The 25,401-nt window shown below is 65.3% G+C and carries 23 protein-coding genes; 9 read left to right on the forward strand and 14 right to left on the reverse strand.

Annotation, left to right across the window (positions count from 1 at the left end):
* Positions 1-5: 5 nt before the first annotated feature.
* Together LKE06_RS30870 and LKE06_RS30875 are read right to left on the reverse strand one after the other, a co-directional pair.
* On the reverse strand, positions 6-998 hold the full coding sequence (locus LKE06_RS30870; protein ID WP_228002971.1) for a sugar ABC transporter substrate-binding protein: 993 nt from the start codon (positions 996-998) through the stop codon (positions 6-8).
* A 19-nt stretch (positions 999-1,017) separates the two neighbouring features.
* Positions 1,018-1,971 (reverse strand): TIM barrel protein, encoded by a 954-nt coding sequence (locus LKE06_RS30875; protein ID WP_228002972.1) that lies wholly within the window; start codon positions 1,969-1,971, stop codon positions 1,018-1,020.
* A 256-nt stretch (positions 1,972-2,227) separates the two neighbouring features.
* On the opposite strand from LKE06_RS30875, the gene LKE06_RS30880 reads away from it, so the two are divergent.
* Together LKE06_RS30880 and LKE06_RS30885 are read left to right on the forward strand one after the other, a co-directional pair.
* A complete protein-coding gene (locus tag LKE06_RS30880) occupies positions 2,228-3,232 on the forward strand; it encodes a LacI family DNA-binding transcriptional regulator (RefSeq protein ID WP_228002973.1) in 1,005 nt (334 codons plus the stop codon).
* A 232-nt stretch (positions 3,233-3,464) separates the two neighbouring features.
* Complete coding sequence (locus LKE06_RS30885) at positions 3,465-4,484, forward strand: Gfo/Idh/MocA family protein (RefSeq protein WP_228002974.1); 1,020 nt, start codon at positions 3,465-3,467, stop codon at positions 4,482-4,484.
* Positions 4,485-4,680: 196 nt separating this feature from the next.
* On the opposite strand, the gene LKE06_RS30890 is transcribed toward LKE06_RS30885, so the two are convergent.
* Positions 4,681-5,409, reverse strand: coding sequence for an SDR family NAD(P)-dependent oxidoreductase (locus LKE06_RS30890; RefSeq protein ID WP_228002975.1), 729 nt, complete (start codon positions 5,407-5,409; stop codon positions 4,681-4,683).
* Between the two features lie 225 nt (positions 5,410-5,634).
* On the opposite strand from LKE06_RS30890, the gene LKE06_RS30895 reads away from it, so the two are divergent.
* Positions 5,635-5,973, forward strand: a complete 339-nt coding sequence (locus LKE06_RS30895; protein WP_305082820.1) for a winged helix-turn-helix transcriptional regulator — start codon at positions 5,635-5,637, stop codon at positions 5,971-5,973.
* Positions 5,974-5,985: 12 nt separating this feature from the next.
* Here the strand turns inward: LKE06_RS30895 and LKE06_RS30900 are convergent, their stop codons facing one another.
* Complete coding sequence (locus LKE06_RS30900; RefSeq protein WP_228002977.1) at positions 5,986-8,031, reverse strand: TerD family protein; 2,046 nt, start codon at positions 8,029-8,031, stop codon at positions 5,986-5,988.
* A gap of 369 nt (positions 8,032-8,400) precedes the next feature.
* Between LKE06_RS30900 and LKE06_RS33025 the strand changes: the two genes are divergently transcribed.
* Together LKE06_RS33025 and LKE06_RS30910 are read left to right on the forward strand one after the other, a co-directional pair.
* Positions 8,401-9,348 (forward strand): HNH endonuclease signature motif containing protein, encoded by a 948-nt coding sequence (locus LKE06_RS33025; protein WP_228002978.1) that lies wholly within the window; start codon positions 8,401-8,403, stop codon positions 9,346-9,348.
* Between the two features lie 207 nt (positions 9,349-9,555).
* The gene (locus LKE06_RS30910) at positions 9,556-10,140 is read left to right on the forward strand and encodes a TetR/AcrR family transcriptional regulator (RefSeq protein WP_228002979.1); all 585 of its coding nucleotides are present in this window, start codon (positions 9,556-9,558) and stop codon (positions 10,138-10,140) included.
* Between the two features lie 166 nt (positions 10,141-10,306).
* Here the strand turns inward: LKE06_RS30910 and LKE06_RS33415 are convergent, their stop codons facing one another.
* Both LKE06_RS33415 and LKE06_RS32770 read right to left on the reverse strand, forming a co-directional pair.
* Positions 10,307-10,534: a vWA domain-containing protein gene (locus tag LKE06_RS33415; RefSeq protein ID WP_372477460.1), complete on the reverse strand. Its 228-nt coding sequence runs from the start codon at positions 10,532-10,534 to the stop codon at positions 10,307-10,309.
* A gap of 82 nt (positions 10,535-10,616) precedes the next feature.
* Positions 10,617-10,742 carry a hypothetical protein gene (locus LKE06_RS32770; RefSeq protein ID WP_255650035.1) on the reverse strand — a complete coding sequence of 42 codons (126 nt, stop codon included), beginning with the start codon at positions 10,740-10,742 and terminating at the stop codon, positions 10,617-10,619.
* Between the two features lie 250 nt (positions 10,743-10,992).
* Here LKE06_RS32770 and LKE06_RS30915 point away from each other — a divergent pair, with 250 nt between their 5' ends.
* The gene (locus LKE06_RS30915) at positions 10,993-11,316 is read left to right on the forward strand and encodes a hypothetical protein (protein ID WP_228002980.1); all 324 of its coding nucleotides are present in this window, start codon (positions 10,993-10,995) and stop codon (positions 11,314-11,316) included.
* Between the two features lie 206 nt (positions 11,317-11,522).
* Here the strand turns inward: LKE06_RS30915 and LKE06_RS30920 are convergent, their stop codons facing one another.
* From LKE06_RS30920 to LKE06_RS30935, 4 genes are all read right to left on the reverse strand, one after another.
* Positions 11,523-12,566, reverse strand: coding sequence for an acyl-CoA thioesterase (locus LKE06_RS30920; RefSeq protein ID WP_228002981.1), 1,044 nt, complete (start codon positions 12,564-12,566; stop codon positions 11,523-11,525).
* 165 nt (positions 12,567-12,731) lie between these two features.
* Positions 12,732-13,733, reverse strand: coding sequence for a ketol-acid reductoisomerase (gene ilvC / locus LKE06_RS30925; protein WP_228003281.1), 1,002 nt, complete (start codon positions 13,731-13,733; stop codon positions 12,732-12,734).
* A gap of 50 nt (positions 13,734-13,783) precedes the next feature.
* A complete protein-coding gene (gene ilvN, locus LKE06_RS30930) occupies positions 13,784-14,287 on the reverse strand; it encodes an acetolactate synthase small subunit (RefSeq protein WP_228002982.1) in 504 nt (167 codons plus the stop codon).
* A complete protein-coding gene (locus LKE06_RS30935; protein ID WP_228002983.1) occupies positions 14,284-16,230 on the reverse strand; it encodes an acetolactate synthase large subunit in 1,947 nt (648 codons plus the stop codon). Before LKE06_RS30935 ends, ilvN begins: the two co-directional genes overlap by 4 nt.
* A 337-nt stretch (positions 16,231-16,567) precedes the next feature.
* On the opposite strand from LKE06_RS30935, the gene LKE06_RS30940 reads away from it, so the two are divergent.
* Entirely contained in the window at positions 16,568-17,239 is a 672-nt protein-coding gene (locus LKE06_RS30940; RefSeq protein ID WP_228002984.1) for a PH domain-containing protein, read from the forward strand.
* Positions 17,240-17,527: 288 nt separating this feature from the next.
* Complete coding sequence (gene ilvD, locus LKE06_RS30945; protein ID WP_228002985.1) at positions 17,528-19,369, forward strand: dihydroxy-acid dehydratase; 1,842 nt, start codon at positions 17,528-17,530, stop codon at positions 19,367-19,369.
* A gap of 70 nt (positions 19,370-19,439) precedes the next feature.
* Here ilvD and LKE06_RS30950 read toward each other — a convergent pair whose 3' ends face one another.
* Positions 19,440-20,159 carry a DoxX family protein gene (locus tag LKE06_RS30950; RefSeq protein WP_255650036.1) on the reverse strand — a complete coding sequence of 240 codons (720 nt, stop codon included), beginning with the start codon at positions 20,157-20,159 and terminating at the stop codon, positions 19,440-19,442.
* Positions 20,160-20,467: 308 nt separating this feature from the next.
* On the opposite strand from LKE06_RS30950, the gene LKE06_RS30955 reads away from it, so the two are divergent.
* Positions 20,468-21,577: a PQQ-dependent sugar dehydrogenase gene (locus LKE06_RS30955; protein ID WP_228002987.1), complete on the forward strand. Its 1,110-nt coding sequence runs from the start codon at positions 20,468-20,470 to the stop codon at positions 21,575-21,577.
* A 79-nt stretch (positions 21,578-21,656) separates the two neighbouring features.
* Here the strand turns inward: LKE06_RS30955 and gatB are convergent, their stop codons facing one another.
* The 3 genes from gatB to LKE06_RS30970 all read right to left on the reverse strand — a co-directional run bounded on the left by gatB (position 21,657) and on the right by LKE06_RS30970 (position 25,287).
* Complete coding sequence (gene gatB / locus LKE06_RS30960) at positions 21,657-23,162, reverse strand: Asp-tRNA(Asn)/Glu-tRNA(Gln) amidotransferase subunit GatB (RefSeq protein WP_228002988.1); 1,506 nt, start codon at positions 23,160-23,162, stop codon at positions 21,657-21,659.
* A 65-nt stretch (positions 23,163-23,227) separates the two neighbouring features.
* A complete protein-coding gene (locus LKE06_RS30965) occupies positions 23,228-24,613 on the reverse strand; it encodes an alpha/beta hydrolase family protein (protein WP_228002989.1) in 1,386 nt (461 codons plus the stop codon).
* A gap of 236 nt (positions 24,614-24,849) precedes the next feature.
* Positions 24,850-25,287 (reverse strand): hypothetical protein, encoded by a 438-nt coding sequence (locus tag LKE06_RS30970; RefSeq protein WP_228002990.1) that lies wholly within the window; start codon positions 25,285-25,287, stop codon positions 24,850-24,852.
* Between the last annotated feature and the right edge of the window lie 114 nt (positions 25,288-25,401).

The raw sequence follows: 25,401 nt of genomic DNA on the forward strand, positions 1-25,401 counted from the left end.
CTGACCTACCGCGTGCCCTGTGCCACGAGCGCGGCGACGGCATCGACGTTGTCCTTGTCGACGAATGCCGGACCCGTCTGCACCGATGCGCCACCACCGACGGAGTTCAGGTTCGCCCGATACAGCTGCAGCATCACCACCGGCAGGTAGCCCTGTTCGTACTGCTGTTGGTCCACCGCGAATACCAGCCTGCCCGCCCGAATCGCGTCGACCACATCGGAATTGAGATCGAACGTCGCGACGGTGGCGGCGGACTGCGATTCCTTCACCGCGTCCACCGCACGCGCGGCGACCTGTGAATTCAGCGTGAGTACCGCGTCGATGGACTTGTCCGCTTCCAACGCGCCCTTGATCCGGGACTGCGCGTCGGTCGGGTTGTTGATGTCCACTTGAAGTGTTGTCCCATTACCGAATGCCTTGGTGGCGCCCTCACAACGCTGGTTGGCGCCGATATTGCCCGCCTCGTGAATCACGCAGAGCAATTTCTTGCGGCCCGCGTCGGCCAGGCGCTTACCCGCCGACTGCCCGGCCAGTGATTCGCTCTGCCCGACGTGGCCGATCGCGCCGAACTTCGCGCTGTCACTCTCGCCGGAATTGATCGTCACCACCGGAATGCCCGCTGCCACTGCCTTTTCCACGGAAGGCCGTAGCGCCTCTGGATTGGCCATCGACACGACCAGGCCGTCCACACCCTGTGCGACGGCATTGTCGATCAGCTTGGCTTGTTGTCCGGGATCGCCGGAAGAGTTGTATTCGACTGTGACACCGAGGTCTTTACCCGCCTGCTCGGCGCCATTCTTGACGACATTCCAGAACGCATCGCCGGGGCTACCATGGGTGACCACCGCCACCGAACTCAATTTGCCTGCGACGACCGGTGATTGGGTCGAGACCGGGGCATCGGTACCCGGTCCGCTACAGGCGGCGAGGACGGCGGTCACCGCCAACCACGGCACAATCCGCTGCCACCGTCCGGGCCGGTGCGCTCTGAGAGACATCGTTGTCATCACTTCCCAACTAGATTCGAGCCGAGGTCAGCGCGGAACCGACGTCCGCCAGGTATCGCAGACTTTGTAAGGCGTCACGACTCGGCAGCCACGCGGCAGCCACGTCTGGGTTCGTGTCCGAGTCGACAGCCGTATCCGGGTCGGAGTGCGCGTCCATGGGGAGGGCGGTGTCCTGTTCGAGGACGTACCAGCCGCGGTATCCGGCCGCGTGCACGCTGCGCACCAGTGCCTCGACATCCACGTCGCCCGCACCGAGCGGAACATATAACCCGCGGCGGACCGCCTCGCTGTATTCGATTGCGCCCTCGCGTACTTCATTCGCGAGAGTGCTGCGGACGTCCTTCAGATGAATGTGCCCGATCCGGTCGGGATACTGCCGCGCCAGGAGTACCGGGTCGGTGCCGCCGATGAGTAGATGGCCGGTGTCGAGACAGATATCCAGATCGGAATCGGCGAGAAAACGTCGCACTTCCGGCTCGGTCTCGACATAGGTTCCGACATGCGGGTGCAGGGTGGTCCGCAGACCATATTCGGCAGCGACATCGCGGATAGCGGCGGCGGTTTCGATGAGGATGTGCCAGTCGGCATCGACCAGTGGCGGTCGGGTGTCGTATCCGTCGAGCCCGGTCGCTGCCGCGAGGATAAGCGCCTCGGCACCGGTCGCGGCGAACAAGGCAGCGGTTCGTCTTGCGGTCTGGATGGCAGGGCGAGCGTCCAGGTGCAACGGGAGTGCCAGGAACCCGCCGATCGCGCGTATGCCGAATTCGTCGAGCAGCGAGCGCAATTCGACTGGATCGCGCGGTAGGTACTCGGGCGGCCCGAGTTCCATCGCGGAGATTCCCAGGGCGACCATCTCGGTCAAGACGGTGTGCGAGTCGAGCACACGACCCCAGCCGGGGACTTCGCAGACTCCCCAGGAGATCGGCGCCGCCGCGATACGCAATGGGTGGCGAGGTTCGGTCATCGGGACTTCTCCGACCTATCGACGGTTGCGCTCCGCATAGTTGGAGCGCTCCAACTATGTAACGTAGGTCATATCGTGTCAAGTACTGCACCGGTGCCTGTTTTAATGCTTCAACCTGCAAATATAGCCACACCCAGGTTCGATGAACCGCGAAGTAGTGATGAAAAATGTCCGATTAGAGCGCTCTATTGATTCAGGCGCCGCAACCTTGTAACGTCCGACACGGCGGGATGACGGAATACGGAACGGAGGCGACATGACGCGACCGACCATGGAGGATGTCGCCGCACGCGCCGGCGTCTCACGCGCCTTGGTCTCTCTCGTCATGCGCGAGTCACCCAAGGTGAGCGATCATCGCCGCCGTGCGGTGCTCGAGGCCGCGAAAGACCTTGGCTACCAACCACACATCATGGCGCGGTCACTGGCCAGCCGGACCTCCAACATCGTCGGCGTCATGGTCTCCGACCTGCGCAACGCCTTCTTCGCCGACGTCGTAGACGGCATGGACGCCGCCGCACAGGACGCCGGACTCGAGCTGATCCTCAATACCGGCCGCCGCAGCGTCGCCCGTGAACGGACCGCACTGGAAAGCCTGCTCTCCTTCCGCCCCGGCGGCATCGTCCTGCTCTCCCCTGTGCTGCCCGCCGCCGCGATTCGCGATGCGACACAACAGAGTCCGGTCGTGCTGATCTCCCGCAGCTCTACCATCCCCGACGTCGACACCGTCAATGACGACGGCGAAATCGGTGCCACGCTGGCCGTCGATCACCTCGCCGACCTAGGCCATCGTCGCATCGTGCACCTCGACGGCGGCGCCGCCTTCACCTCCGCCGCGCGCCGCCGCGGCTACCGCGCCGCCATGACGCGACACCGCCTCGAGCCGATGATCATCGAGAGCGAGCACACCGATTCCGCGGGCATCGCGGCCGTTCACAAACTGCTGAATCTATTCTCCCGCGACAACTTTCCGACCGCACTGGTGTGCGGCAACGACTTCAACGCCGTCGGTGCCATGTCCGCGCTGCAAGAGGCGGGATTACGTGTGCCACAGGATGTTTCCGTCATCGGCTACGACAACACGTCCCTGGCCGCGCTACGCCACGTCGCACTGACCACCATCGACCAACCACGCACCCAAATGGGCCGACTGGCAATAGAAGCACTCGTCGAACGCCTCCGCGATAAACGCACCGACCCGGTGCGCCGCAGACTACAACCGTCCCTGGTCGTCCGCTCCACGACGGCCGCGCCCGCAGGCTGAATCTCGTTCACCAACCGAAATAGCCATCGTCAGTATCGCTTTCATTCAGATCCTCGAAATACGCAAAACGGCCGGAGCTCAGATCCGCTCGATCCCCTCGCCCCGGCGCGCGCCCCGGTCAACTCGACGACCTGCCGCTGTCACGTCCGAACCGCCGAAACGCACTGGGCCACACCAACTCGAGCCGCCTACACCCACTACTGGTCCAGCTCACCACCAGAAGGAGAGTTCGATGCCATCCGATAACACCGTCACAGTCGGCCTGGCCGGCACTGGACGAATCGGTTCCGCACACGCCGAAACCCTGAAGAACCTGCCTGACGTCGGCCGCGTCATCGTCGCCGACGCCGACGCCGAACGCGCCCGTGGTGTCGCCGCGAAGCTCGGCCTCGAGGTCGTACCCGACATCGACACCCTCCTGGCCTCCGATATCGACGGCCTGGTCATCGCCACCGCCACCGACTCCCACCCCGAACTCATCACCCGAGCCGTAGACCGCGCCATCCCCGTCTTCTGCGAAAAGCCGGTAGCCGCCGACATCCAAGGCACCCTCGCCGTAATCGACCACATCCAAAACTCCCCCATCCCAGTACAAATCGGCTTCCAACGCCGCTTCGACGCCGGCTACCGAGCCGCCCGAGCCGCCATCACCTCCGGCAACCTCGGCTGGCTCCACACCCTGCGCGCCACCACCCTCGACCCCACACCTCCACCCGCCGAATACATCCCCCACTCCGGCGGCATCTTCCGCGACTGCGGGGTTCATGACTTCGACATCATCCGCTGGGTGACCGGACGCGAGGTCGTCGAGGTCTACGCCACCGGCGCGAACCGAGGTGAACAGTTCTTCGCCGACGCGGGCGACGTCGACACCGCCGCAGTGTTGTTGACGCTGGATGATGGTGCGCTGGCAACAGTTTCGCTCTCCCGCTATAACGGCGCGGGGTACGACGTACGGCTCGAGGTTCTCGGCTCCCGAGGAAACGCGATAGTCGGCCTCGACGACCGCGCTCCACTGACCTCGGCAGAACCCGACTACCCCCCTTCGCTTCTCCCCGTATACCCCAACTTCATGGAACGCTTCCGGCACGCGTACACCGACGAACTGGCAGCTTTCCTATCAGTCATCAGCGGCGATCTCGCCAATCCTTGCACTGTCGCTGATGCCTTGGCGGCGTTCGATATTGCTGAGGCGTGCGAACTTTCGCGTCACGAGCGACGCCCTGTGGCAGTCGTGAGAGCCCGCCGCTGACCCGAGATTCTCGGCCACCGACCGATCATCTTTCCGCACGAAAGTCACCAAATGACCTACTCCCGTGCGGCCGGATCACCGTGGCCGACAAGATGATCGAGGCCGACCAGCACCGGAAACGCGCGCCGCACCTGGTCACGATCGTCCGCGACCGCGCTCTCTTCCCGCTTTGTCGAACGACTGGGCGAACGGGCCGCTATCCAGTCGCTGACGTAGCCGATCTACCGTGCGTGCCGATCCGCTCGGCAACGAGGGCGCGGAACGCGTCGAGGTCGCCGATGACCTCTTCTGCGCGGTCGCACCGCCGGTACAGGTCGTAGTAGCGCGCGCCGATAACGTCGGGGTCTGCCACAGCGTCGCCGGGGATGATGCCGGAGGCGATGGTCACGGTCGCCACGTGGATCCCGCGAGGGTGGAGTTCGGCATGCAGCGTGTGTGCCCAATTGCGCAGACCGGCCATGGCCAGGCCCACGTTGGCCAGAAACGGCGCGGGGACGGTAGAGGACACCCCGGTGGTCAGCAATACAGTCCCCTCGCCGCGGGCCAGCATGCCCGGCAGCACGGTTCGCACGGCCGTCACCGCTCCGAGTACGTGCAACTCGAACTGCGCGGCGGCGGAGGCGGCCGTAGTCTGCGCGGCATTGGTGATCGGTCCGGTTGGGCTTGGGCTGTACTCCAGCACATCGACCGGCCCCAATTCGCCCTCGGCCGAGGTAAGGGCGGCGGCCAGAGCGTCACGGTCGCGGATGTCGGCGGGGAACGCGACGGCGGTGATGCCCTGCTCGGCCAACTCGCCTGCCAAGTTCTCCAGCCTGTCCTGGTTTCGAGCGATCAGCCCTACCCGGAAGCCGTGGCGACCGAATATCCGGGCCACGCCCATCCCCAGCCCAGGGCCGGCCCCGATAATGGCGAGCGTCTTCGTCACCGCGATGTCCTCTCCGGCCACGGCTATTACGGCGTGCCTGGATAGTTACTCTTTGTATGTAACAACATGATTTGTTACTAGGCTGTCGACCACAAGACGGCACATTTATGTCGGTGACGTACACGGAGGTAACTATTGGCCCGCCACAACACCTCGCACGCCGCACCTAACCCGCCTGCAGACGCCACCGAGTACGAGTCGGATGAGCAAGCATGCCGGCAGGTCCTGCAGATCCTCGCCCTGATCGGCGACAAGTGGAGCATCCTGGTCATCGGCCAGCTGCGCGACAGGACTCTGCGCTTCGGCGAACTACACCGCGCGGTCACCGGCATTTCGCAACGCATGCTCACCCTGACCCTTCGGCAACTCGAACGCGATGGCCTACTCAGCCGCACCGCCCATCCCGCCGTCCCGCCACGCGTCGACTACGCCCTCACCTCGCTCGGCACGACACTGCTGGATTCCGTTGCGGCCCTCGCCGATTGGGCCAACGCGCACCGACACGAGATCAACGACAACCGATGCCGCTACGACACCACCCACCCGCCACGACTACCGAGCTGAACCGTCACATTGCTAGTCGTCGGCGCCCACCACGACATCAGCCTGCGGTACTTCGGGTTGCTTCGGTGCCGGCGGCACCCAGCCGCGCAGTGGCTGCACCACCGATCCATAGAACGCGTCGGCCGCAGACGTCACACTCGCAACGAAGCTCGCCGCGGTCCCCGATCGCCGATTGCCCATGGGGAAGGTCTGCTCCAACGCGAAGGACACGATCACACCGGCACGCCCGCCTGTCAGCGCTTTGGGATCAGTGCGCACCGTATCGAGGTGTTCGCATACTTCGTTGCCCCGCTCTGAGAACACCACTTCGACTTGAACGTTGCCAGGCGCGTCCTCGAGCTGTTTGAGCAACCACGACAACCGACGCGCCGAGGTCCCTTCGGTCGGTGCGTCGAGCGTGGTGCGGCAGCGAATCTTGTTGGTTCGCACGTCCGCGCAGACGACCAGATCACCCACGGTGCCGGGGATCCGCAATACCGCCTCGAACGTTCCGTCGGACGCCAGTCGCTCCGCGACAGCTGCACTACGGGCGGCCGGATCGGTGTAATGCCGCCGAGACAGAACATGTTTGACCGTCACCCCGAGTTCGGCGGTCAAACGCAATGCGAGGTGCCGTGACAACGACACCCACGTGTCGGCGACGAGCAGAGCTTTCTGGTCGCCCGCGCGCAAAGTCCCTGCCGTCACCGCGTCACGGACGGCAACCCAGTGCCGTCCCATGTCGACGAACTCGGTTGCCCCTGACCGGGGGTGGTCGAGATAACGCAGGAACTCACCGAGAATCCAAGCGTGCAGGTCGTTGTCGATACCGCCGTGCGAGAGCAACATTCGCGCCTCATGCGCCACCTCCGCCCACGACAGGTGCCGGAGTGCGACCTTGGCGATCTTTCGGCGATCGACCTCGACGGGCAGCTCACCGGGGCCGGCAGGCACATCGTTCGACAGGCTGACCACCACGTCGTACTTCTTCCGCCGAGCAACGTCGAGATAGCTCTCGAGCTGATCGCGTTTGAGCTTGCTGTTGCCGGTCTTGACTTCGAGCAGACCGGTCCACACCCGATTACCCCGCACCACCTTGAGCACCGCGTCCGGGATGACCTTCGACTCACCCCGCTCGTACTGCACCTCGACATAGCCCTCGAAAGCTCCTGCTGGAGCGCCCATCCGGGCACACAGCGCCCGCGCAAACGGACGCACAACCTGCATCGTGGCGATCAGGGCCGACGTGGCACGCTTCTCCTGTTCCTCCCCGGCGCCGACCCCGAATACCGAGAACAGCCGAGCGGGCTGCCAGGTGTCGAGCTCTGCGAGCTTGAACACCATCGGCTTGGCCTTCTTCGCCACCTGCTTGGCGGTGCGTACACCCCGGGGCCGGACCGGCGTCCCGGCAATCGATTCGGCGGGCTGTTCGCGCGGTCGGTCCGGCGCGGCGATGTCAGCGGAGTCGACAACCGCTGCGACGACATGTTCCGGATCGCTCGCCGGTGCCGCGTCGAGTGACTCGCCGGTCGGTTCGGAGTCCGGATCACTGTCGATGTCGACACCGAAATCTGTTGCCAGGCCTGCCAACCCGGAGTCCCAGCCCTGCCCTACCGCGCGGACCTTCCACTCGCCACCACGGCGGTACACCTCGCCGAAGACGAATGCCGACTCGGTGGAGGCGTCGGCGGTGACGTACTCAGCCAGGGAATGCCCCACTCCGTCTACGACGCGAAGCGCGAGTTTGCCGAGATCCCCAAAGGTTCCGGCACCGACACTGCCGACGAGCGCCACCGTGTGGACATTATCCGGAACGGCCGATAACTCGATCGCGATCCGAGCCTGCGCGCCCTCTTCGGTTGCGCTACTGCCTAGGAACCGCACCGATCCGTCCGCGGACGCCGGCTGGTTATAGAAGACGAAATCCTGGTCGGAGCCAACCTTTCCATCAGCCCCCAGCAGCAGCGCGGACGCATCGACTTCGACCTCCGACTCTGTCCACCCGATCACCACATCAATGCGAACCACATCACCCGGCAGCGGGACATTCTGCCCCTTGGACAGGATCGGATACGACATAGCGTCTCCCCTTCGACGATTCGGCACGCACAGTCACAGACAGATCCGGTTCAGCCGAACCAGCAGCCACCCCGTATCACCTGACCACCGCACATCGACGGCGATGCAGTGGTTTTCGGGCGGGACGGTACTGCTGTTACAGGGTGCGGGGATGTGAGGTACGTGCGTCGATCAGGGGTCACTCCGGCAGCGACCTTACTCACGATTCGGCACCGAAGTTCGCAGATCAAGGACGCCGAAGCAACCGCACGTCCAGCGCTGAGAGTCGAAGCGGAGCCGGCCACCTCGATGTACCGTTGACCGATACGACTGATGTGCGTTTCACACCTTCGGCTTCGGCACGTCGGTCGCGGCGATAGGAACAGCGACGTGACTGGTCTCGAGGATCAAGCCGGCCGTAGAGCATGGCTGGTGTTGTTGAAGACGGACTATCGCAGGCTGGGCAACGAGAACAAGTACGACGATGATGCCGCGACGCACTACAGCTGGGACAGCCGGGTTCCGAACTGGCGACAGGTCAGGGCTGGAGACGTCATTGCGGTATGGGACGAAGCGGAGTTGATCGGAATCTCCGTAATCGAGGCAATCAAGCCGGGGCGTGGTAATAAGCCGATCGCGCGCTGCCCAAACTGCGAGCGCACCAACATCGAACGACGAACGACGATGAGTCCCACCTACCGCTGCTACAACTGCAAAGCCACCTTCGAGGAACCCGAGTACGAGGAAACCGAGGTCGACACGTTCCGATCGGATCATGGCCAATCGTGGGTCGAGTTGCCGGGCTCCCTGACAGCTGGCGAACTGCGCGCGCTTTGCGTCATGCCCAAGTCCCAGAACAGCATTCGCGAGCTCAGATGGAACGACTTCGCCATGGCCATCCGCAGTAGTGGGCTGGGTGATCCACTGACACCCCTGGAAGCAACGGCAGCGCAACTGATCGGAGGTCACATCACAAGACCAGTGCGGGTTAGGCTCGGGCAGAACAGCTTTCGTGCGGCGCTGCTGCGAAAGTTCGGAGCAGAATGTGTGTTCTCCGGACCAGTTCCAGAACCGGCTCTGGAAGCCTGCCATCTCTATAGCTATGCAACGGTCGGACAACACGACCCGCACGGCGGCGTCCTTCTCCGACGGGATCTGCACAGCCTATTCGATCGCGGACTGATCGCAGTCGACGGTGCAGACGCCATCGACGTATGCCCTGATGTTCGCAGTTACCCGCTCTACGGCGAACTACACGGACGCCCGTTCGGCATCAAACCGAATCCGAAGCAACGAGAATGGCTGCGCCTGCACTGGCAGGAGTTTCGGGCTGGGTAGGTGTGCAGTCGAACTGGTTTCCGCGACCCGCAAAGCTCACGAGACCGAAAGATCATCCCGGGCCGAGTGAACATTGACGCTGCCGCGTCGACGCGTAGACCATCCCCCACCGGAACGGCTCCTGGTGCGCTTCTCCGAGTTTCAAGCTGCGAGCTGAGGACGCTCTCCGCTGTGTAGGCCGTTTTGTGTGGACGGCCGCCGAGTGGGGTGCGGGAGTCGGTTGTTGTTGCTGCGCAGCAGATTTTGACCGAGTCCGCGGTGGCTCGGTTGTCGACCAAGGAGGTGGCGAAGCGGGCGGGTGTCGCCGAGTCGAGCATCTTCTATCACTTCGGAGATCGAATCGGACTACTGCAGGCGGTGATTCAGCAGCATTTGCGGCCGGTCAAAGATGTGTTGGGTGCAGTCGATAGTGACCATGGCTTGCGAGCCGGCCTAATCGCGATCGTTGAGGCGCTCGAGGGGTTTTTCCTGGATGCAATTCCGGTTATGGCGGCGGTACAGTCGGATGCCGAGCTTCGTGCCAAGTATGCCGAACGCAGTCGCGAATTGGATTTGGGACCGCACCGGGCGGTGGATGCTGTCGTTGCACACCTATCGGAACCGCAGGCCGGTGAGCGCGTCGCCGAAACGGTAGATCTGCGAGCAGCCGCACTGCTGCTGGTCGGGGCCGCCCACCAACGAGCCTTACAGCGACAGCTCAGTCCAGCCGAGGCGGTGGCGTCACTGCCGACACCCGAAGCAGTGGTCGACACGGTCATGCCGCTATTCCTCCCCCGCTGCCCGAATCGGTAGTCGACACCTTAATGCCGATCTCTCACTCAGATTGCTACGTCGCTCCGCAAGCGCGGCCATCCGCAGCCCGAGGGACCGCGAGTGGCACACCTTGGAGGGGCTTCTCGATGTTTGCCGCAGCCATGTGCCACTGATGGAACTTACGTCCCGGTCCCGGCGTAAAAGGTCACATCGGTGGGAGGCGGGCTATGACCTCAGCGAGTTGCTCGACGTTGCGGCACTCGTGCATTGTGACGCACTCGGCGTACACCTGCGCGGCGGAGTCACTCATGGACCAGGACCCGGAAGGCTCCGGTTTGAGCCAATCGGCGCGCTTGGCTCGGTCGCACATCGCTTGCAGCGCAACCAGATTCGGGTAGGCGCGGCTGGTTCGGGCGTCGCCGAGGATTAGCAGGGAGGTTCAGGGACCGCCCAGTGGCGCCTCATTCCGGCGATGAGGCGGTCGGTAAGTTCTTCTGGGCGTATCGTTTTCATGGTCAGGTACGGGGACCAGCCGCGCCGGATGCGGTGGTGACAGGGCCGTCGCTCTGCCCGGTGCCCGCTCCCCTGTATCCGCCTAGCTCGGTGAGCACCTTGTCCACCGGGCCAAAGTACTTACTCATCGGTAACAGTCCAGAAGGTCCTCGTTCGGTGACCGGTGCGTCACATTCGCGTCCGAAATGCCGTCCCGGAATGGACCCTGACTCGTGATACCAGCGGACTAGGGGTCGCCTCATACCAAAGGATGAACATTCTCCGTAATGGGGTTAGCCCCATTGCCTTTCGGCCGAACTGCGGCAGAGTGGGGAACGTGCAGCCCCTCCCCGAGGGATGGTGAACGCGCGGTTCACCGCAAGAGAGAAAGGATCCATGGTGTCTTCGACAGCAAAGTCGACCACTCCCGGCCGGAGGCTGGCCCGAGTGGCCGTCGCCGGCGCGTTTGTCGCAGTTCCATTGGCCGCGTTGGCGGTCCCGGCCTCGGCTGATTCGGCAGCCAATGGCCCGGCCATTACCGAAGTCCGGCACCACCCGCGAAACCACGACCGCAATGACGACTGGAATTGTGATCGTCGCGGCCCGCAGGACGACTGGAATCACAGCGACGGGCGCTGGGACGATTGCGATCGCGGTCGCTGGCACGACCCGCGAGGCTTCCCTCGCCACCTGCTGCCACACGGCCTGTTCGGTAGCAGCTAGTCCGCAATCAGGCGGGACATCAGGGGCCACAACACCACTCCGTGTCGGTCGCTGTCGGGGGTTCCGCCCGTTTGGACACCGCGTCGGCTATTCGCCTGACCGCAGCCTCATTCGCTGGGCGCGCTGATTCATTGCCTGCCGCACGGCCCGTCACCAACGGGCCGTGCGTGCGTTATCAGCCCAGGGCGCAGGTGGTTTCGATCGGCTCAATTCGGCATGTGTGCACGGAAGTGGCTGGGCTCGGCGTCGGCGGGAATGTCGCAGGCCGATGTGAACGGCTCGACCTGGGCGCGCAACTCGATGAGGTGGCGGGCATGCGCGTCGAGCGACCGGTCTTCCTCGGACAGTGGCTCCCATTGCCGCACCGGCCGCGCCTTTCCACTACCCTCGACCGCCACGACAACCGCGAGGCCATGCGCGGCGAGCGCCGGATTGTCGGAGTGGGTGTCGGTGGATGTCACATGCACGCTGATATGCATGCTGCGCGGCCCAGTGTGGATCAGCCGAGCGGTGACCTCGACAATGTGGCCGATGACGATCGGCCGGTAGAAGCGAATACCGCCGAAGTATGACGTAATGACATGCTGCCCAGCCCAATCGACGCCGCAAACGTAGGCGGCGTCGTCGATCCACTGCATCGTGCGGCCGCCGTGCACCTTGCCGCCCCAGTTGATATCCGATGGCGCCGCCAGGAATCGCAGTGTGGCGCTCGGCGCGGTGCCCACGGCGGTGTAATGCTGAGCGGCCATGGACTCCTCGATCCGCTTGCGTACCGAGACTCTGGCCCGCGCCTGTCGATGCCGTTGCAGCTCGAGAATTGTGTTCGGATTCCACTGCGGAACTTCCACGGTCTGCTTGTCGGCGTCGACCGCGACGAAGATCGTCAGACATTGCGCCGTCTGCACCGGCTTCATCCGGGTGGGATCGGTCGAATAGACGCTGATGAGGATGTGCATGCTGGTACGGCCGGTGTGCACGAGATTCGCATGCAACTCCACCAGCTCACCAACCGCGATCGGCCGGTCGAGATGAATGTTGCCCACATAGGCGGTGACGCAGTAACGGCCACTCCACTGGGCCGCGGCAGCGTAGGCGACCTTGTCGATCCACTCGAGAAGCTTGCCACCGTCGACAGATCCCGCGATACCGGCATCGACGGGCTTGACAAGAAAACGATGGATCGCCTCGGAGCGTCGGCCTGCCGATGCGGGGCTCGGCACGGAGTCGGAGACAAGGGGTGGAGTGGTCACGGCTTACCGATCTGTTCGGGTAGGCGATGTGCGGATGCACGGTTCCGACTCCGTTGTCTCCGAGGACAATAGGCATCCGCGCCGCTACGGGCGAGTAATCGCCCCCAGATACGACGGTGGCCCACCCCGACGAATCGGGATGGGCCACCGTGGTATTCGTGCGTGTTACGCGGTTTCGGTGATCGGCCGGTCGACCCAGCTCATCAGGCCGCGCAGCTTGGCGCCGGTGACCTCGATGGGGTGCTCGGCGTTGGCCTTGCGCAGCCCCTCGAGCTCCTTGTTGCCGCCCTCGACGTTCGCGACGAGACGCTTGACGAAGCTGCCGTCCTGGATGTCCTTGAGGATGTCCTGCATGCGCTTCTTGGTGTCGGCGTCGATGACGCGCGGGCCCGAGAGGTAGCCGCCGAATTCGGCGGTGTCGGACACCGAGTAGTTCATGCGGGCGATGCCGCCCTCGTACATGAGGTCGACGATGAGCTTCAGCTCGTGCAGCACCTCGAAGTAGGCCATCTCGGGCGCGTAGCCGGCCTCGACCATGACCTCGAAACCGGTCTTGACCAGCTCTTCGGTACCACCACAGAGAACGGCCTGCTCACCGAACAGGTCGGTCTCGGTCTCTTCCTTGAAGGTGGTCTTGATGACGCCCGCGCGGGTGCCACCGATGCCCTTGGCGTAGGACAGCGCCAGCGCCTGGCCGTCACCCTTCGGGTCCTGGTCCACGGCGATCAGCGCCGGAACGCCCTTGCCGTCGACGAACTGACGACGCACCAGGTGGCCGGGGCCCTTCGGCGCGACCATCGAGACGGTGACGTTGGCCGGAGCCTTGATCAGACCGAAGTGGATGTTGAGGCCGTGGCCGAAGAACAGCGCGTCGCCGTCCTTCAGGTTGGGCTCGATGTCATTGGTGAAGATCGACGCCTGCGCGGTGTCGGGGGCCAGCACCATGATCACGTCGGCCCACTCGGAGACCTCGGCGGGGGTGCCGACGGTCAGTCCGGCCTCTTCGGCCTTCGGACGCGACTTCGACCCCTCGGCGAGACCGACGCGGACCTCGACACCGGAGTCGCGCAGGCTCAGCGAGTGTGCGTGCCCCTGGCTACCGTAGCCGATGACAGCGACCTTGCGACCCTGGATGATCGACAGGTCGGCGTCGTCGTCGTAGAACATCTCGACTGCCACTGTTATTAGTTCCCTTCTGAGAATTCGGTTATGAAAAGTTAGCGGGTCGCCGTGATCGACTTGGGACCACGTCCCACGGCCACCACCCCGGACTGCACGATCTCGCGGATTCCGTACGGTTCGAGCATGCGCAGCAGCGCGTCGAGCTTGGACCGGGTTCCGGTCGCCTCGACGGTGAGCGCGTCCGGGGACACGTCGATGACCTTCGCCCGGAAGAGCGTAACGGCCTCGATCACCTGGGTACGCACGCTGGCATCGGCGCGCACCTTGACCAGGATCAGCTCACGAGCCACCGAGGCGTCGGAGTCCTGCTCGACGATCTTGATGACGTTGATCAGCTTGTTGAGCTGCTTGGTGACCTGCTCGAGTGGCAGATCGTCGACGGTGACGACGATGGTCATCCGCGAGATCTCCTTGATCTCGGTGCCACCGACCGCCAGCGACTCGATATTGAAGCCGCGGCGGGAGAACAGTGCCGCGACCCGCGCCAGCACACCGGGCTTGTCTTCCACCAGCACGCTGAGGGTGTGCGTTGTACTCATGCCTGCTCCTCGTCCTTATCCTGAGCCGACTGCTCGCGCGCCATGGCTTCGTGGATCACCGCAGGCTCGGCGGCCGACTCGTCCTCGTCGAACAGCGGGCGGATGCCGCGCGCGGCCATGATCTCGTCGTTGCTGGTGCCGGCGGCGACCATCGGCCACACCTGGGCATCCTTGCCGACGATGAAGTCGATCACCACGGGGCGGTCGTTGATGGACTGCGCCTCTCGAATCGCGGCCTCGACATCCTCTTCGCGCTCGACCCGGATGCCATGGCAGCCAAGGGCTTCGGCGAGTTTGACGAAGTCCGGGATGCGCAGGGTGTGGGTGCCGAGATCGGTGTTGGAGTAGCGCTGTTCGTAGAACAGGGTCTGCCACTGGCGGACCATGCCCAGGTTGCCGTTATTGATCAGCGCGACCTTGATCGGGACGCCCTCCACCGCGCAGGTGGCCAGCTCCTGGTTGGTCATCTGGAAGCAGCCGTCACCGTCGACCGCCCACACCTCGGTATCAGGGGCGCCCATCTTGGCTCCCATGGCGGCCGGGACCGCGTAGCCCATGGTGCCGAGACCACCGGAATTCAGCCAGGTGCGCGGCTTTTCGTACTTGATGAACTGCGCCGCCCACATCTGGTGCTGACCGACACCGGCACAGTAGATCGCGTCGGGTCCGGCCAACCTGCCCAGCGTCTCGATGACGAACTCCGGCGAGAGCGAACCATCGCTCGGCGTGCTCCAGCCCAATGGGTAGTTGTCGCGGGCGTTGTTCAGGTACTTCCACCACTCGGTGAGGTCGAGCAGCGGGGCCGCGGTAGTAGTGGGATCGGACTTCAACGTCTCGATCAGCTCGGCGATCACCTCACGGCAGTCACCGACGATCGGGACATCGGCGTGCCGGTTCTTGCCGATCTCGGCCGGGTCGATATCGGCGTGGATGACCTTGGCGCCCGGCGCGAAGGAGTCGAGCTGGCCGGTGACGCGGTCGTCGAAACGGGCGCCGAGAGTGATCAGCAGGTCCGAACGCTGCAACGCCGCAACCGCGCCCACGGTGCCATGCATACCGGGCATACCCATGTTGAGCGTGTGGCTGTCAGGGAACGCGCCGCGCGCCATCAGGGTGGTGACCACCGGGATGCCGGTCAGTTCGGCCAGCTCCAGCAGCTCGGGCGAGGCGTCGGCCTTGATCACGCCACCACCGACATAGAGCACCGGCTGCTTGGCTTCCATGATCATCCGGGCGGCCTCGCGCACCTGCTTGCCGTGCGGCTTGGTGACCGGGCGGTAGCCGGGCAGCCGCATTTCCGGCGGCCAGGTGAAGGTGGTGTTGTTCTGCAGCACGTCCTTCGGGATGTCGACGAGCACCGCGCCCGGGCGACCGCTGGCGGCCAGGTAGAACGCCTCGGCCAAAATGCGCGGAATGTCGATGCCCTCGGTGATGAGGAAGTTGTGCTTGGTGATCGGCATGGTGATGCCGGAGATGTCGGCTTCCTGGAAGGCGTCCGTGCCGATCAGGCTGCGGCCGACCTGGCCGGTGATGGCGACGATCGGGACCGAGTCCATCTGCGCGTCGGCGATCGGGGTGACCAGATTGGTCGCGCCGGGACCCGAGGTGGCCATGCACACACCGACCTTGCCGGTAGCCTGCGCGTATCCGGTCGCGGCGTGACCCGCGCCCTGCTCATGACGCACCAGCACGTGCCGGACCTTGACCGAATCGAACAGCGGGTCGTAGACCGGGAGAACCGCGCCGCCGGGAATGCCGAATATGGTGTCGACACCGAGCTCCTCGAGCGAACGGACGACGGACTGCGCGCCGGTGACCCGCTCGGGCGGGACCTGGCGGCGGTTGGCCGCGCTCGTCGAAGTGCCGGCGGGCGATGCCGGCTGATTGGCCGCAGGCGACGGCCTGCGGGTCGAGGGCCCTGGCCGGGCGGTTGGTGCGCTCACCGTCTTGGTTTCCTCACTGATTGTCGTTCTGACCCCGGACAACACTGGCTGTGCACGCGGTGCATGCGTCGCGCCGTCGTCCGGAACGGTCTATAGTCCGAACACAAAAAAGCCCCCGACAGCACAATGCTGTTCGAGGGTGGCGCGTCGCGCGCGAGCTGACGTATTCGACTCAGGTAGTCAGCCTCAACGCTGGACGCGCCGGCCGAGTACGAGCAACTCGTTTCGATTCACGCGCATGACGGTATGTGTGCGCGAGCCGATCAGTCAAACAAGTCCCATTATGTGGGACAGAGCGGGTGCTCGAGTCCGTTCACCATGATGCGAGGATGGTGGTGTGTCATCACCGCATCAGTCCGTGCCACCGGCTAAATCGTCCCACACGCCCGCCGCGGGATCGGATACGGGTGGCTCCTCGGACCCATCCCGGCCGCAGGCGACGGCGCAGGTCATCCGCATTCCGCAGCTGGCCTACCTCGGCGTGTTGGTGCTGCTGTTCTGCGTGTTCTTCCCGTTTGTCGGCTGGCCCGTCGCGCTCTGGTGGCTGCTGTTGATCCCGGTGGTAGCGGTCGTGTGGGTCGCTCGCACGCGAACCACCATCTCCCAGGAGGGGCTGGATTTGCGGACGATCTTCCGGTCGCGCCACCTCGATTGGTCGCAGATCGCCGGGGTGCGCATCCCGAAGCGTGGTTTCGTGCGCGCGCATCTCACCGACGACAAGGACGTGAAACTTCCCGCCGTCAGCTACGACCGGCTGCGTGATCTGATCGCGGCGTCGGGCGGCCGGATCCCTGATCTGTTCGCGGCGGCGCAAGAGGCCGAGGACCGGGAGTACGAGCAGCGGCGTGCCGAAGCGGAGTCGGAACAGGCCGGGTCGGAACAGGCCGGGTCGGAGCAAGCTGGGTCGGAGCAAGCTGGGTCGGAGCAAGCCGAAGCGAAGGCTGTGACCGACGCGAATCATGAGACCGAGTCGAACGGCGCGGCCCAGACACGAGAAACCGACACCTAGGCCATCGGTCGCTAGGAATATTCGGGTGGCAGAACTCCCACGCGGCCACCGGACCCGGGATTGCCGACAGTGCCGGAACCGACACAACCGATGACACTGTCCGCGCCGACGTCACCAAACGCGGCAACACATCCTCGAATCAGGGCTGCTGCCGAGAACACGGCGTCGATGGCCACCAGCCGCCGATGACCGCCCATAGGCCCCAACTCCCCCGGGAGTAACGTTAAGACGCCGAGGAAACTCTGCACAGTCGCACATCAGCCCCCGCGACCTCCCGAGGACTCTTACATGCCACCGCTTCGTTCACGCACTACAACCATCGGCCGCAATGCCGCAGGCGCCCGCGCACTCTGGCGCGCCACCGGTATGACCGACAACGACTTCGGTAAGCCGATTGTCGCCATCGCGAACTCCTACACGCAGTTCGTGCCGGGTCACGTGCATCTCAAGAACGTCGGCGAGATCGTCGCCGACGCGGTCCGCGCCGCGGGCGGCGTGCCACGCGAATTCCACACCATCGCCGTCGACGACGGCATCGCCATGGGCCATGGCGGCATGCTCTACTCGCTGCCCTCGCGCGAGATCATCGCCGACTCCGTCGAGTACATGGCAAATGCGCACACCGCCGACGCGCTGGTGTGCATCTCCAACTGCGACAAGATCACTCCCGGCATGCTCAATGCCGCGATGCGCCTGAATATCCCGGCGGTGTTCGTTTCCGGCGGTCCGATGGAGGCCGGTAAGGCCGTGGTCGTCGGTGGCGTGGCGCAGGCGCCGACCGATCTGATCACCGCGATCTCCGCCAGCGCGAACACGAACGTCAGCGAGGAGGGGCTCAGCGAGGTCGAACGCAGCGCGTGTCCGACCTGTGGCTCCTGCTCGGGCATGTTCACCGCTAACTCGATGAACTGCCTCACCGAAGCGCTCGGTCTCGCACTGCCGGGTAATGGCTCCACGCTGGCCACGCACGCCGCGCGGCACGCGTTGTTCGAGCGGGCGGGCACCGTGATCGTCGATATCGCCAACCGGTGGTACCGCGAGGACGACGCCTCGGTGCTGCCCCGGAATGTGGCCAATGCCAAGGCATTCCGCAATGCTATGGCCCTGGACGTGGCGATGGGCGGGTCTACCAATACGGTGCTGCACACCCTTGCCGCCGCCCAGGAGGGTGAGATCGACTTCGATCTGCACAGCATCGAGGAGACCAGTCGGCGGGTGCCGACGCTGTCGAAGGTCTCCCCCAACTCCGACTACCACATGGAAGACGTGCACCGGGCCGGTGGCATCCCCGCGATCCTCGGCGAACTTCGCCGTGCCGGGCTGCTGGAGACCGACGTCTCCACGGTGCACACCAAAAGCTTCGACGAGTGGCTCGACACCTGGGATATCCGCTCCGGCAAGGCATCCGAGGAAGCCATCGAACTGTTCCACGCCGCGCCGGGCGGGGTGCGCACCACCGAGCCGTTCTCCACGAACAACCGGTGGTCGTCGCTGGATACCGACGCCGAGGGCGGCTGCATCCACGACCTCGAGCATGCCTACACCCAGGAGGGCGGCCTGGTGGTGTTGCGGGGCAACATCGCCCTCGACGGCGCCGTCCTCAAAACCGCGGGTATCGACGAGGAACTGTTCTCGTTCCAGGGTCCCGCGGTAGTTGTGGAATCCCAGGAGGAGGCGGTCTCGGCGATCCTCGGCAAGAAGATCAAGCCGGGTGATGTGATCGTGGTCCGTTACGAGGGTCCCAAGGGCGGGCCGGGCATGCAGGAAATGTTGCACCCCACCGCCTTCCTGAAGGGCGCGGGTCTGGGCAAGGTGTGCGCGCTGATCACCGATGGCCGCTTCTCCGGCGGTACCTCGGGCCTGTCGATCGGCCACATGTCCCCCGAGGCCGCGAGCGGCGGTGCGGTCGGCCTGATCGAGAACGGCGACCAGATCCGCATCGACGTCGCCACCCGCACACTCGAGGTGCTGGTCGATGACGCCGTGCTGGCCGAGCGCCGCGCGAAAATGGAAGCGTCCGAACGCCCCTGGCAGCCGGCCAACCGCGTCCGCCCCGTCACAACCGCCCTGCGCGCCTACGCCGCCCTGGCCACCTCCGCCGACAAGGGCGCCGTCCGCCACGTGCCGTAACCAACCCAACGAAAATGGCGTCCCCCTAATCCAATTCGGGGGACGCCATTTTTGTTAATTCAGCACTCATTCACTGCATGCCGACGAGGGGGTTACCGCCGTGCAGCCAGAACCACGTGCCCACCGCGGCGGCGACCGCGAGTATCGCGATCACGAAGGAACCGTAGGACGGGCGGGTGGCCCAGCCGCGGTTGCGGTCGAAGGCCCAGCGGCCGGGGCCGGTCAGGATGATGACAGCGGCGACGCCCGCGAGGATGCTCTCCAGTTCGACCCCGCCGGCGACCTTGTACTGGAAGCCGGGAACCATGCCCTGCTTCCACATCCACGCGTCGAGGATCGTCGCCAGCACCGCGCCTGCCGCGAACGGGGTGGCCAGGCCGAGCACCAGCAGCACACCGCCTCCGACCTCGCCACCGATGACCAGGACGGTGGACAGCGTCGGGTGATCCCAGCCTCCGTCCGCCATCATGTCGCGTGTGCCGTCGAGGCCGGGACCCTCGAACCATCCGGTGAGCTTTTGCAGACCGTGGTAGATGAAGGTGCCGCCGACGATCAGGCGCAGCACGAACAGTCCTAAATCGAGGGTGCCGCGACGGTCGCCGTTGCGGCGGCGTAGTCCACGGCCCGAGTCACCCAGCTGGCTGGCGGCGGGTGGGATGCTCGCGTAGGCGTAGGTGGGGGCGGCTTCGGTCGCGGTCGCGGTCGCGGTCGCGCCCTCGCCCACCGTCGGCACCTCGGGGCCAGGGTCGAGCCCGAGTTCTTCGTCGGTACGCGGTACGTCCTTGGTCAACTCAGGCCCCTTCGATCGACCCACTGCGGGAAATTGCTGGGTTGGCGAATCAAACGGGCTGCTTACTCCGCGACCGGTCGTCGACACCGCCGACTGCTCTGCCGTGGACGGCGATGAACTGCTGCCGACCGGCGTCGAGCCCGTGGATGAGTCTTTCGGCTTCTCGCTCACGGCTCAACAGCCTATGCCCCATTACCCATGGACGCGCAGTCCAAACCTTGGGCGGCGTGTCCGTCTTCGGAGTTTTCGGGAGGGCGATACCCACCCAGGAGGGGCGCGCCGGACGCTGTTTCCGTAACGTCTGAACTATGAATTTGGTTGCCGCGGGCCGTGTTGCTCTGAGCTTGGTACTCGGCTCGGTCCTACTGGCCGGATGTGCTCGGTTCGACGATTCCGCGTCCAGCCCGTTCACGCCCGAACCGACCGTCAATCCCGCGGACCCGAAGCCGCCGAAGCAAACGCCGACCCCGGGTGCCCGTCCGACCGGGCCGTGTATCGATCCGGATCCGAATGTGGTGACCACGTGTCTGGATTCGACCGGCGGGGTGGTCGCGGTCGGTGACGGCGCGTTGGTCGCCGAGCGACGCACCGGCATCATCTTCAAGGCGGTGCCGGTCGATCCGAGCGCGCCGCAACCGCCACCGATCGAGGTCGCGAGGGTCGACGTGGACGGGTCCGGAGACGGTGGCATTACCGACATCGCGCTCTCGCCGACCTATCACGAGGACGGACTGATCTACGCCTACATCACCACGCCGAGCGACAATCGGGTGGTCCGTATCGCCGACGGCGGGTCACCGAAGGACATTCTGACCGGAATTCCGAAGGGCGCCACCGGGAATCACGGCGCGCTGGAGTTCTCCGGTGACCAGCTGCTGGTGCTGACCGGTGACGCGGGCAATCCCGGCGCGGCCTCGTCGCCGTCGTCGTTGGCGGGCAAGGTGCTGCGGATCGACGCACCGGCGCCGGGAGCCACCTCGCAGGTGGTGACCTCCGGCATCGGTACCGCGGGCGATATCTGCAGCGACGGTAAGGACACCGTCTGGATCACCGATCGCACCGCGACCGAGGATCGGTTGCAGCGCCTTGCACCGGACGGTTCGGTCACCACCGCGTGGACGTGGCCCGACCGGCCCGGGGTCGCGGGCTGCGCGGCAGGCATCGACGGCGTCGCGGTCGCGTTGTCCGACGGGAAGGCGCTGGCGATCGTCACCGCCGATCAGGACACGCACGCGGTGACCACGGCGCCGACGCTGTTCGCGCAGGACAAGTACGGGCGGCTCGGTGGTGCCGCCTCAGGTGGTGACGGCACCATCTGGGTGGCCACCGTCAACAAGGATGAGGGCAGCGAACCGGGGCCATTCGATGATCGGGTGTTGCAGATTCCACCGCCCAAGGGTGGCGGCGGAGTGGACTGATTCGCCGGTTCGGGTCGCGGCGCCTGACCGGTGCCGCGACCCGATTCGATTGTGTCCGTCCGGGATCGGCGTAGCGGTTTCAGCCGCAGGCGGCGAGGACCAGTTCGCGAACGCGGGCGGCGTCGGCCTGGCCGCGAGTGGCCTTCATGACATCGCCGACGATCTTGCCCGCGGCCTGCACCTTGCCCGAGCGGATTCGTTCGGCGATATCGGGGTTGGCGGCAAGGGCCTTCTCCACCTCGGCTTGCAGCGCGCTGTCATCGCTGACCATGCCGAGGCCCTTGGCCTCGACGATCTCAGCGGGGCCGCCCGCGCCTTCGAGCACGAAGTCGACGACCTGCTTGGCGACCTTGTTGTTCACCGTTTTCGCCTCGACGAGCTTGATCACCTCGGCCACCTGGCCCGGGGTGATCGGCAACTCGGCCAGCGAAACCTCGCGCTCCTTGGCCTTCTCGGTGAGGTAGGCGACCCACCATGAGCGCGCCTCGTTGGGCGGGGCGCCCGCGTCGACGGTGGCGATGATGAGGTCGAGCGCGCCCGCGTTGACCAGGTCGCGCATCACCTCGTTGGACAGCTCCCAGTCGGCCTGGATGCGGGCGCGGCGCAACCACGGATATTCGGGGATGGTCGTGCGCAGTTGCTCCACCCAGTCCGCCTCGGGCGCAACGGGTTCCAGATCCGGCTCCGGGAAGTAGCGGTAGTCTTCGGCGGTTTCCTTGACCCGGCCCGGCGAGGTGGAGCCGTCGGCCTCGTGAAAGTGCCTGGTCTCCTGCACGACGGTGCCGCCGTCGGCGAGCACCGCGCCCTGGCGGCGCATCTCGTAGCGGACCGCGACCTCGACGCTCTTGAGCGAGTTCACGTTCTTGGTTTCGGTGCGGGTGCCGAATTCGGTGGCCCCGACGGGCATCAGCGAGACGTTGGCATCACAGCGCAGCGAGCCCTGCTCCATTTTCACGTCGGAGACGCTCAACGACTGGAGTACCTCACGTAGCGCGGTGACGTAGGCGCGGGCCACCTCTGGCGCGCGATCACCGGCGCCGGTGATCGGCTTGGTGACGATCTCGATCAGCGGCACACCCGCGCGGTTGTAGTCCAGCAGCGAGTGACTCGCGCCGTGGATACGTCCGGTCGCACCGCCGACATGCAACGACTTGCCGGTGTCCTCCTCCATGTGGGCGCGTTCGATTTCGACCCGGAAGATGCTGCCGTCATCGAGGACAACCTCGAGGTGACCGTTGGTGGCGATCGGCTCGTCGTACTGGCTGATCTGGTAGTTCTTCGGCTGGTCGGGGTAGAAGTAATTCTTGCGCGCGAACCGGCCGCACGGGGTGATCGAACAGTTCAGCGCGAGCCCGATCCGGATCGCCGACTCGACGGCCTTCACGTTCACCACCGGCAGCGAACCGGGCAGTCCGAGGCAGACCGGGCACACCTGGGTATTGGGCTCCGCGCCGAACTCGGTGGGGCAACCGCAGAACATCTTGGTCGCCGTGTTCAGCTCGACGTGGACCTCCATGCCGAGCACCGGCTCGTACCGCGAAAGGACATCGGCATAATCCATCAGCTCGACCGTGGGTGCGCTCATGGCGATTAGTCTATTCACCCGCTCGCGGCCGGGCTCCCAGGGTTACGACGCCACCTCGGCGGCCGCTATTTCGCCGGGAAGCGCTGGGTCAGCCAGGTGGTGATGTAGCTGAGCACCTCGGGTGAGGTGGTGGTTTCGATGGTGCTGTACTCGCTGGGTTTACCGGTCTCGGTGGGCTGCATGAGGTGGTTGAGGCCAGGGAAGGTGAGGACGGTCGCGTCGGGATCGGCAGACAGGTTCGTGCGCATCGGCTGTTCGTTTTGAGCGGCGGGGACCTGCAGGTCTTTGCCGCCGTAGAAGGCCAGCACCGGGACACGCATGGCCTGCAGCGCGGGTGCCGGGTCATAGCCGACCAGTGCCGCGAAATACGGCGTGAACTGGGCGTCGATATCGGAATCCTTGGCGCGCTTGTTCTCCGGGGCCGCGGCGTTCTGGCGGTGCGCCAGTTCCTTGGCGCCCGCGATATCCCCGGTGCGTACCAGCGCCATCAGGTCGGCGGTATCACGGACCTGGGTGTCGAGTTCGTCGGCCGGGGTGCCCTCCGCCGCGCCGATGAGCTTGGTCTGCTCCACCACCACGTCGGCGCCGACCACCGCCGGACCGGCCATCAGGATGGCGAATGCGACACCGCTGTCCGGACGTGATGCCACCAGCGGCGCGAGGTACCCGCCCTCGCTGTGCCCGAACAATCCGACCCGGGCCGGATCGACATCGGGACGGGCCCGCAGGAAGCTCACGCCCGCCGCGGCATCGTCGGCCAGATCGGTGTAATTCGCGTCGTCGAGTTTGCCGCCCGTGCCGCCGACGCCACGATCATCGACCCGCAGCACGGCGTAACCGGCGCGGGTGAGGGTATCGGCGATGAGCAGAAACGACTTGTGGCCCAGGATTTCCTCATTGCGGTCCTGCGGTCCGCTGCCGGTGATCATCAGTACCGCGGGGAAACGTCCGTCGCCCTGCGGCTTGGTCAACGTGCCCGCGATAGTGATGTCGCCGCTACGGTAGGTGACCTCGTCGGACTGGTACGGGAACGGCGGTTGCGGCTCCTGCGGGCGGACCGGCTCGGCGACCTTGCCCCGCTGCAGCGTCAACGGGAAACTCTGCCCCGACTGGGTGTAGTCACCGGTGATCTTGTCGGTGCCGGAATCGTAGGTGCCTCGGTACTTCGGATCACCCGGGAAATCGGCGATGGCGAATTCGACCGCGGTGCGATCGGTTTTCACATCCTTCAGCGGTGCCGCGTGCACACTCTGCATCGGGATATCGATGGTGGCGGCACCGTTGTCGGTGAAGGTGACGCCCAGATCGATCGGCTTACCCGGGATCTCGATGGCCCCGTGCCAGTCACCGGTCGTCGGCTCCGGCGGGTTCGAGTCCGAACCCGACGAGCACCCGACCACCAGTGCGGCAATTACCAAGAGAACAAACGCGGTCACTCGCCCTGTGCGCATACCGCCACAGTACCGAGGCGAGCGCCGCGTTCATCCGAATTGTCAGGCGGCGGTTTGCGCCTCACCACCGCGGTTATGAAATCAGCCCCGCGAGCATGGGTTTGGCGTCGTCGAGCCGGTCCACGCCGCACGGCATCGACCTCAGCGCCGCTGGCTTCAGTACGGAACCGGGACACCAGCTGCTTCAGATCGGCGGTCGTGATGTCCACAGCCTGATCGGATTCAACTCGCCCGGATCATGCACCACGGACGTAGCGAGCCGCTGCGGCAACGGCTTCCATGTCGATGTTCAGGCTCGGGTCGCGCTCCCGTGCTTCGCGGAATTCCGCCATCACGTCATCGATGCCGGTGCGGCGGGCCAGTGCCGTGAGGTCGCGGCGTATGTACTCGGCGACCGGTAGTCCCTCGGCGGCGGCCCGGCGAACGAACACCGCAATGACATCGACGGGCAGGTCATCGAGAAATGTGACGGCGTCGGTGTCGGCCACGGTCATGCGGTCCGGGGCATTCGCCGCGACGAACTCCACCACCGCGTCCACCGGTGCGCGCCGGCGAGCCCGCTCGATGAGTTCCAGACGCAGGTACGCGGCGGGCGCCATGCCAGCGGTGTGTGCGCGACGACGAAACACCTCGGCCGTGGCTGTGGGCAGATCGTCGATCTCGATGAGTGCCATACCGGTCAATGTAATTGGGCCGCCGCCATTCGGCCAGGAAGCCGGCACTCGCATCCCGACAGCGCGACGGTCGTGATCTATGCGGGCAGCGATCTGCGGCCGAGGCGGACCGTC

The organism is Nocardia australiensis (assembly GCF_020733705.1).
Lineage (GTDB): Bacteria > Actinomycetota > Actinomycetes > Mycobacteriales > Mycobacteriaceae > Nocardia > Nocardia australiensis.

Excerpts from the sequence above, each read along its gene's own strand:
- LKE06_RS30970 (WP_228002990.1), bottom strand. The coding sequence starts at position 25,287 with ATGGCACTCATCGAGATCGACGATCTGCCCACAGCCACGGCCGAGGTG.
- LKE06_RS30900 (WP_228002977.1), bottom strand. The coding sequence starts at position 8,031 with ATGTCGTATCCGATCCTGTCCAAGGGGCAGAATGTCCCGCTGCCGGGT.
- LKE06_RS30965 (WP_228002989.1), bottom strand. The coding sequence starts at position 24,613 with ATGCGCACAGGGCGAGTGACCGCGTTTGTTCTCTTGGTAATTGCCGCA.
- LKE06_RS30875 (WP_228002972.1), bottom strand. The coding sequence starts at position 1,971 with ATGACCGAACCTCGCCACCCATTGCGTATCGCGGCGGCGCCGATCTCC.
- LKE06_RS32770 (WP_255650035.1), bottom strand. The coding sequence starts at position 10,742 with ATGAGTAAGTACTTTGGCCCGGTGGACAAGGTGCTCACCGAGCTAGGC.
- LKE06_RS30880 (WP_228002973.1), top strand. The coding sequence starts at position 2,228 with ATGACGCGACCGACCATGGAGGATGTCGCCGCACGCGCCGGCGTCTCA.
- ilvD (WP_228002985.1), top strand. The coding sequence starts at position 17,528 with ATGCCACCGCTTCGTTCACGCACTACAACCATCGGCCGCAATGCCGCA.
- LKE06_RS30885 (WP_228002974.1), top strand. The coding sequence starts at position 3,465 with ATGCCATCCGATAACACCGTCACAGTCGGCCTGGCCGGCACTGGACGA.
- LKE06_RS30870 (WP_228002971.1), bottom strand. The coding sequence starts at position 998 with ATGTCTCTCAGAGCGCACCGGCCCGGACGGTGGCAGCGGATTGTGCCG.
- ilvN (WP_228002982.1), bottom strand. The coding sequence starts at position 14,287 with ATGAGTACAACGCACACCCTCAGCGTGCTGGTGGAAGACAAGCCCGGT.
- gatB (WP_228002988.1), bottom strand. The coding sequence starts at position 23,162 with ATGAGCGCACCCACGGTCGAGCTGATGGATTATGCCGATGTCCTTTCG.
- LKE06_RS30955 (WP_228002987.1), top strand. The coding sequence starts at position 20,468 with ATGAATTTGGTTGCCGCGGGCCGTGTTGCTCTGAGCTTGGTACTCGGC.
- ilvC (WP_228003281.1), bottom strand. The coding sequence starts at position 13,733 with ATGTTCTACGACGACGACGCCGACCTGTCGATCATCCAGGGTCGCAAG.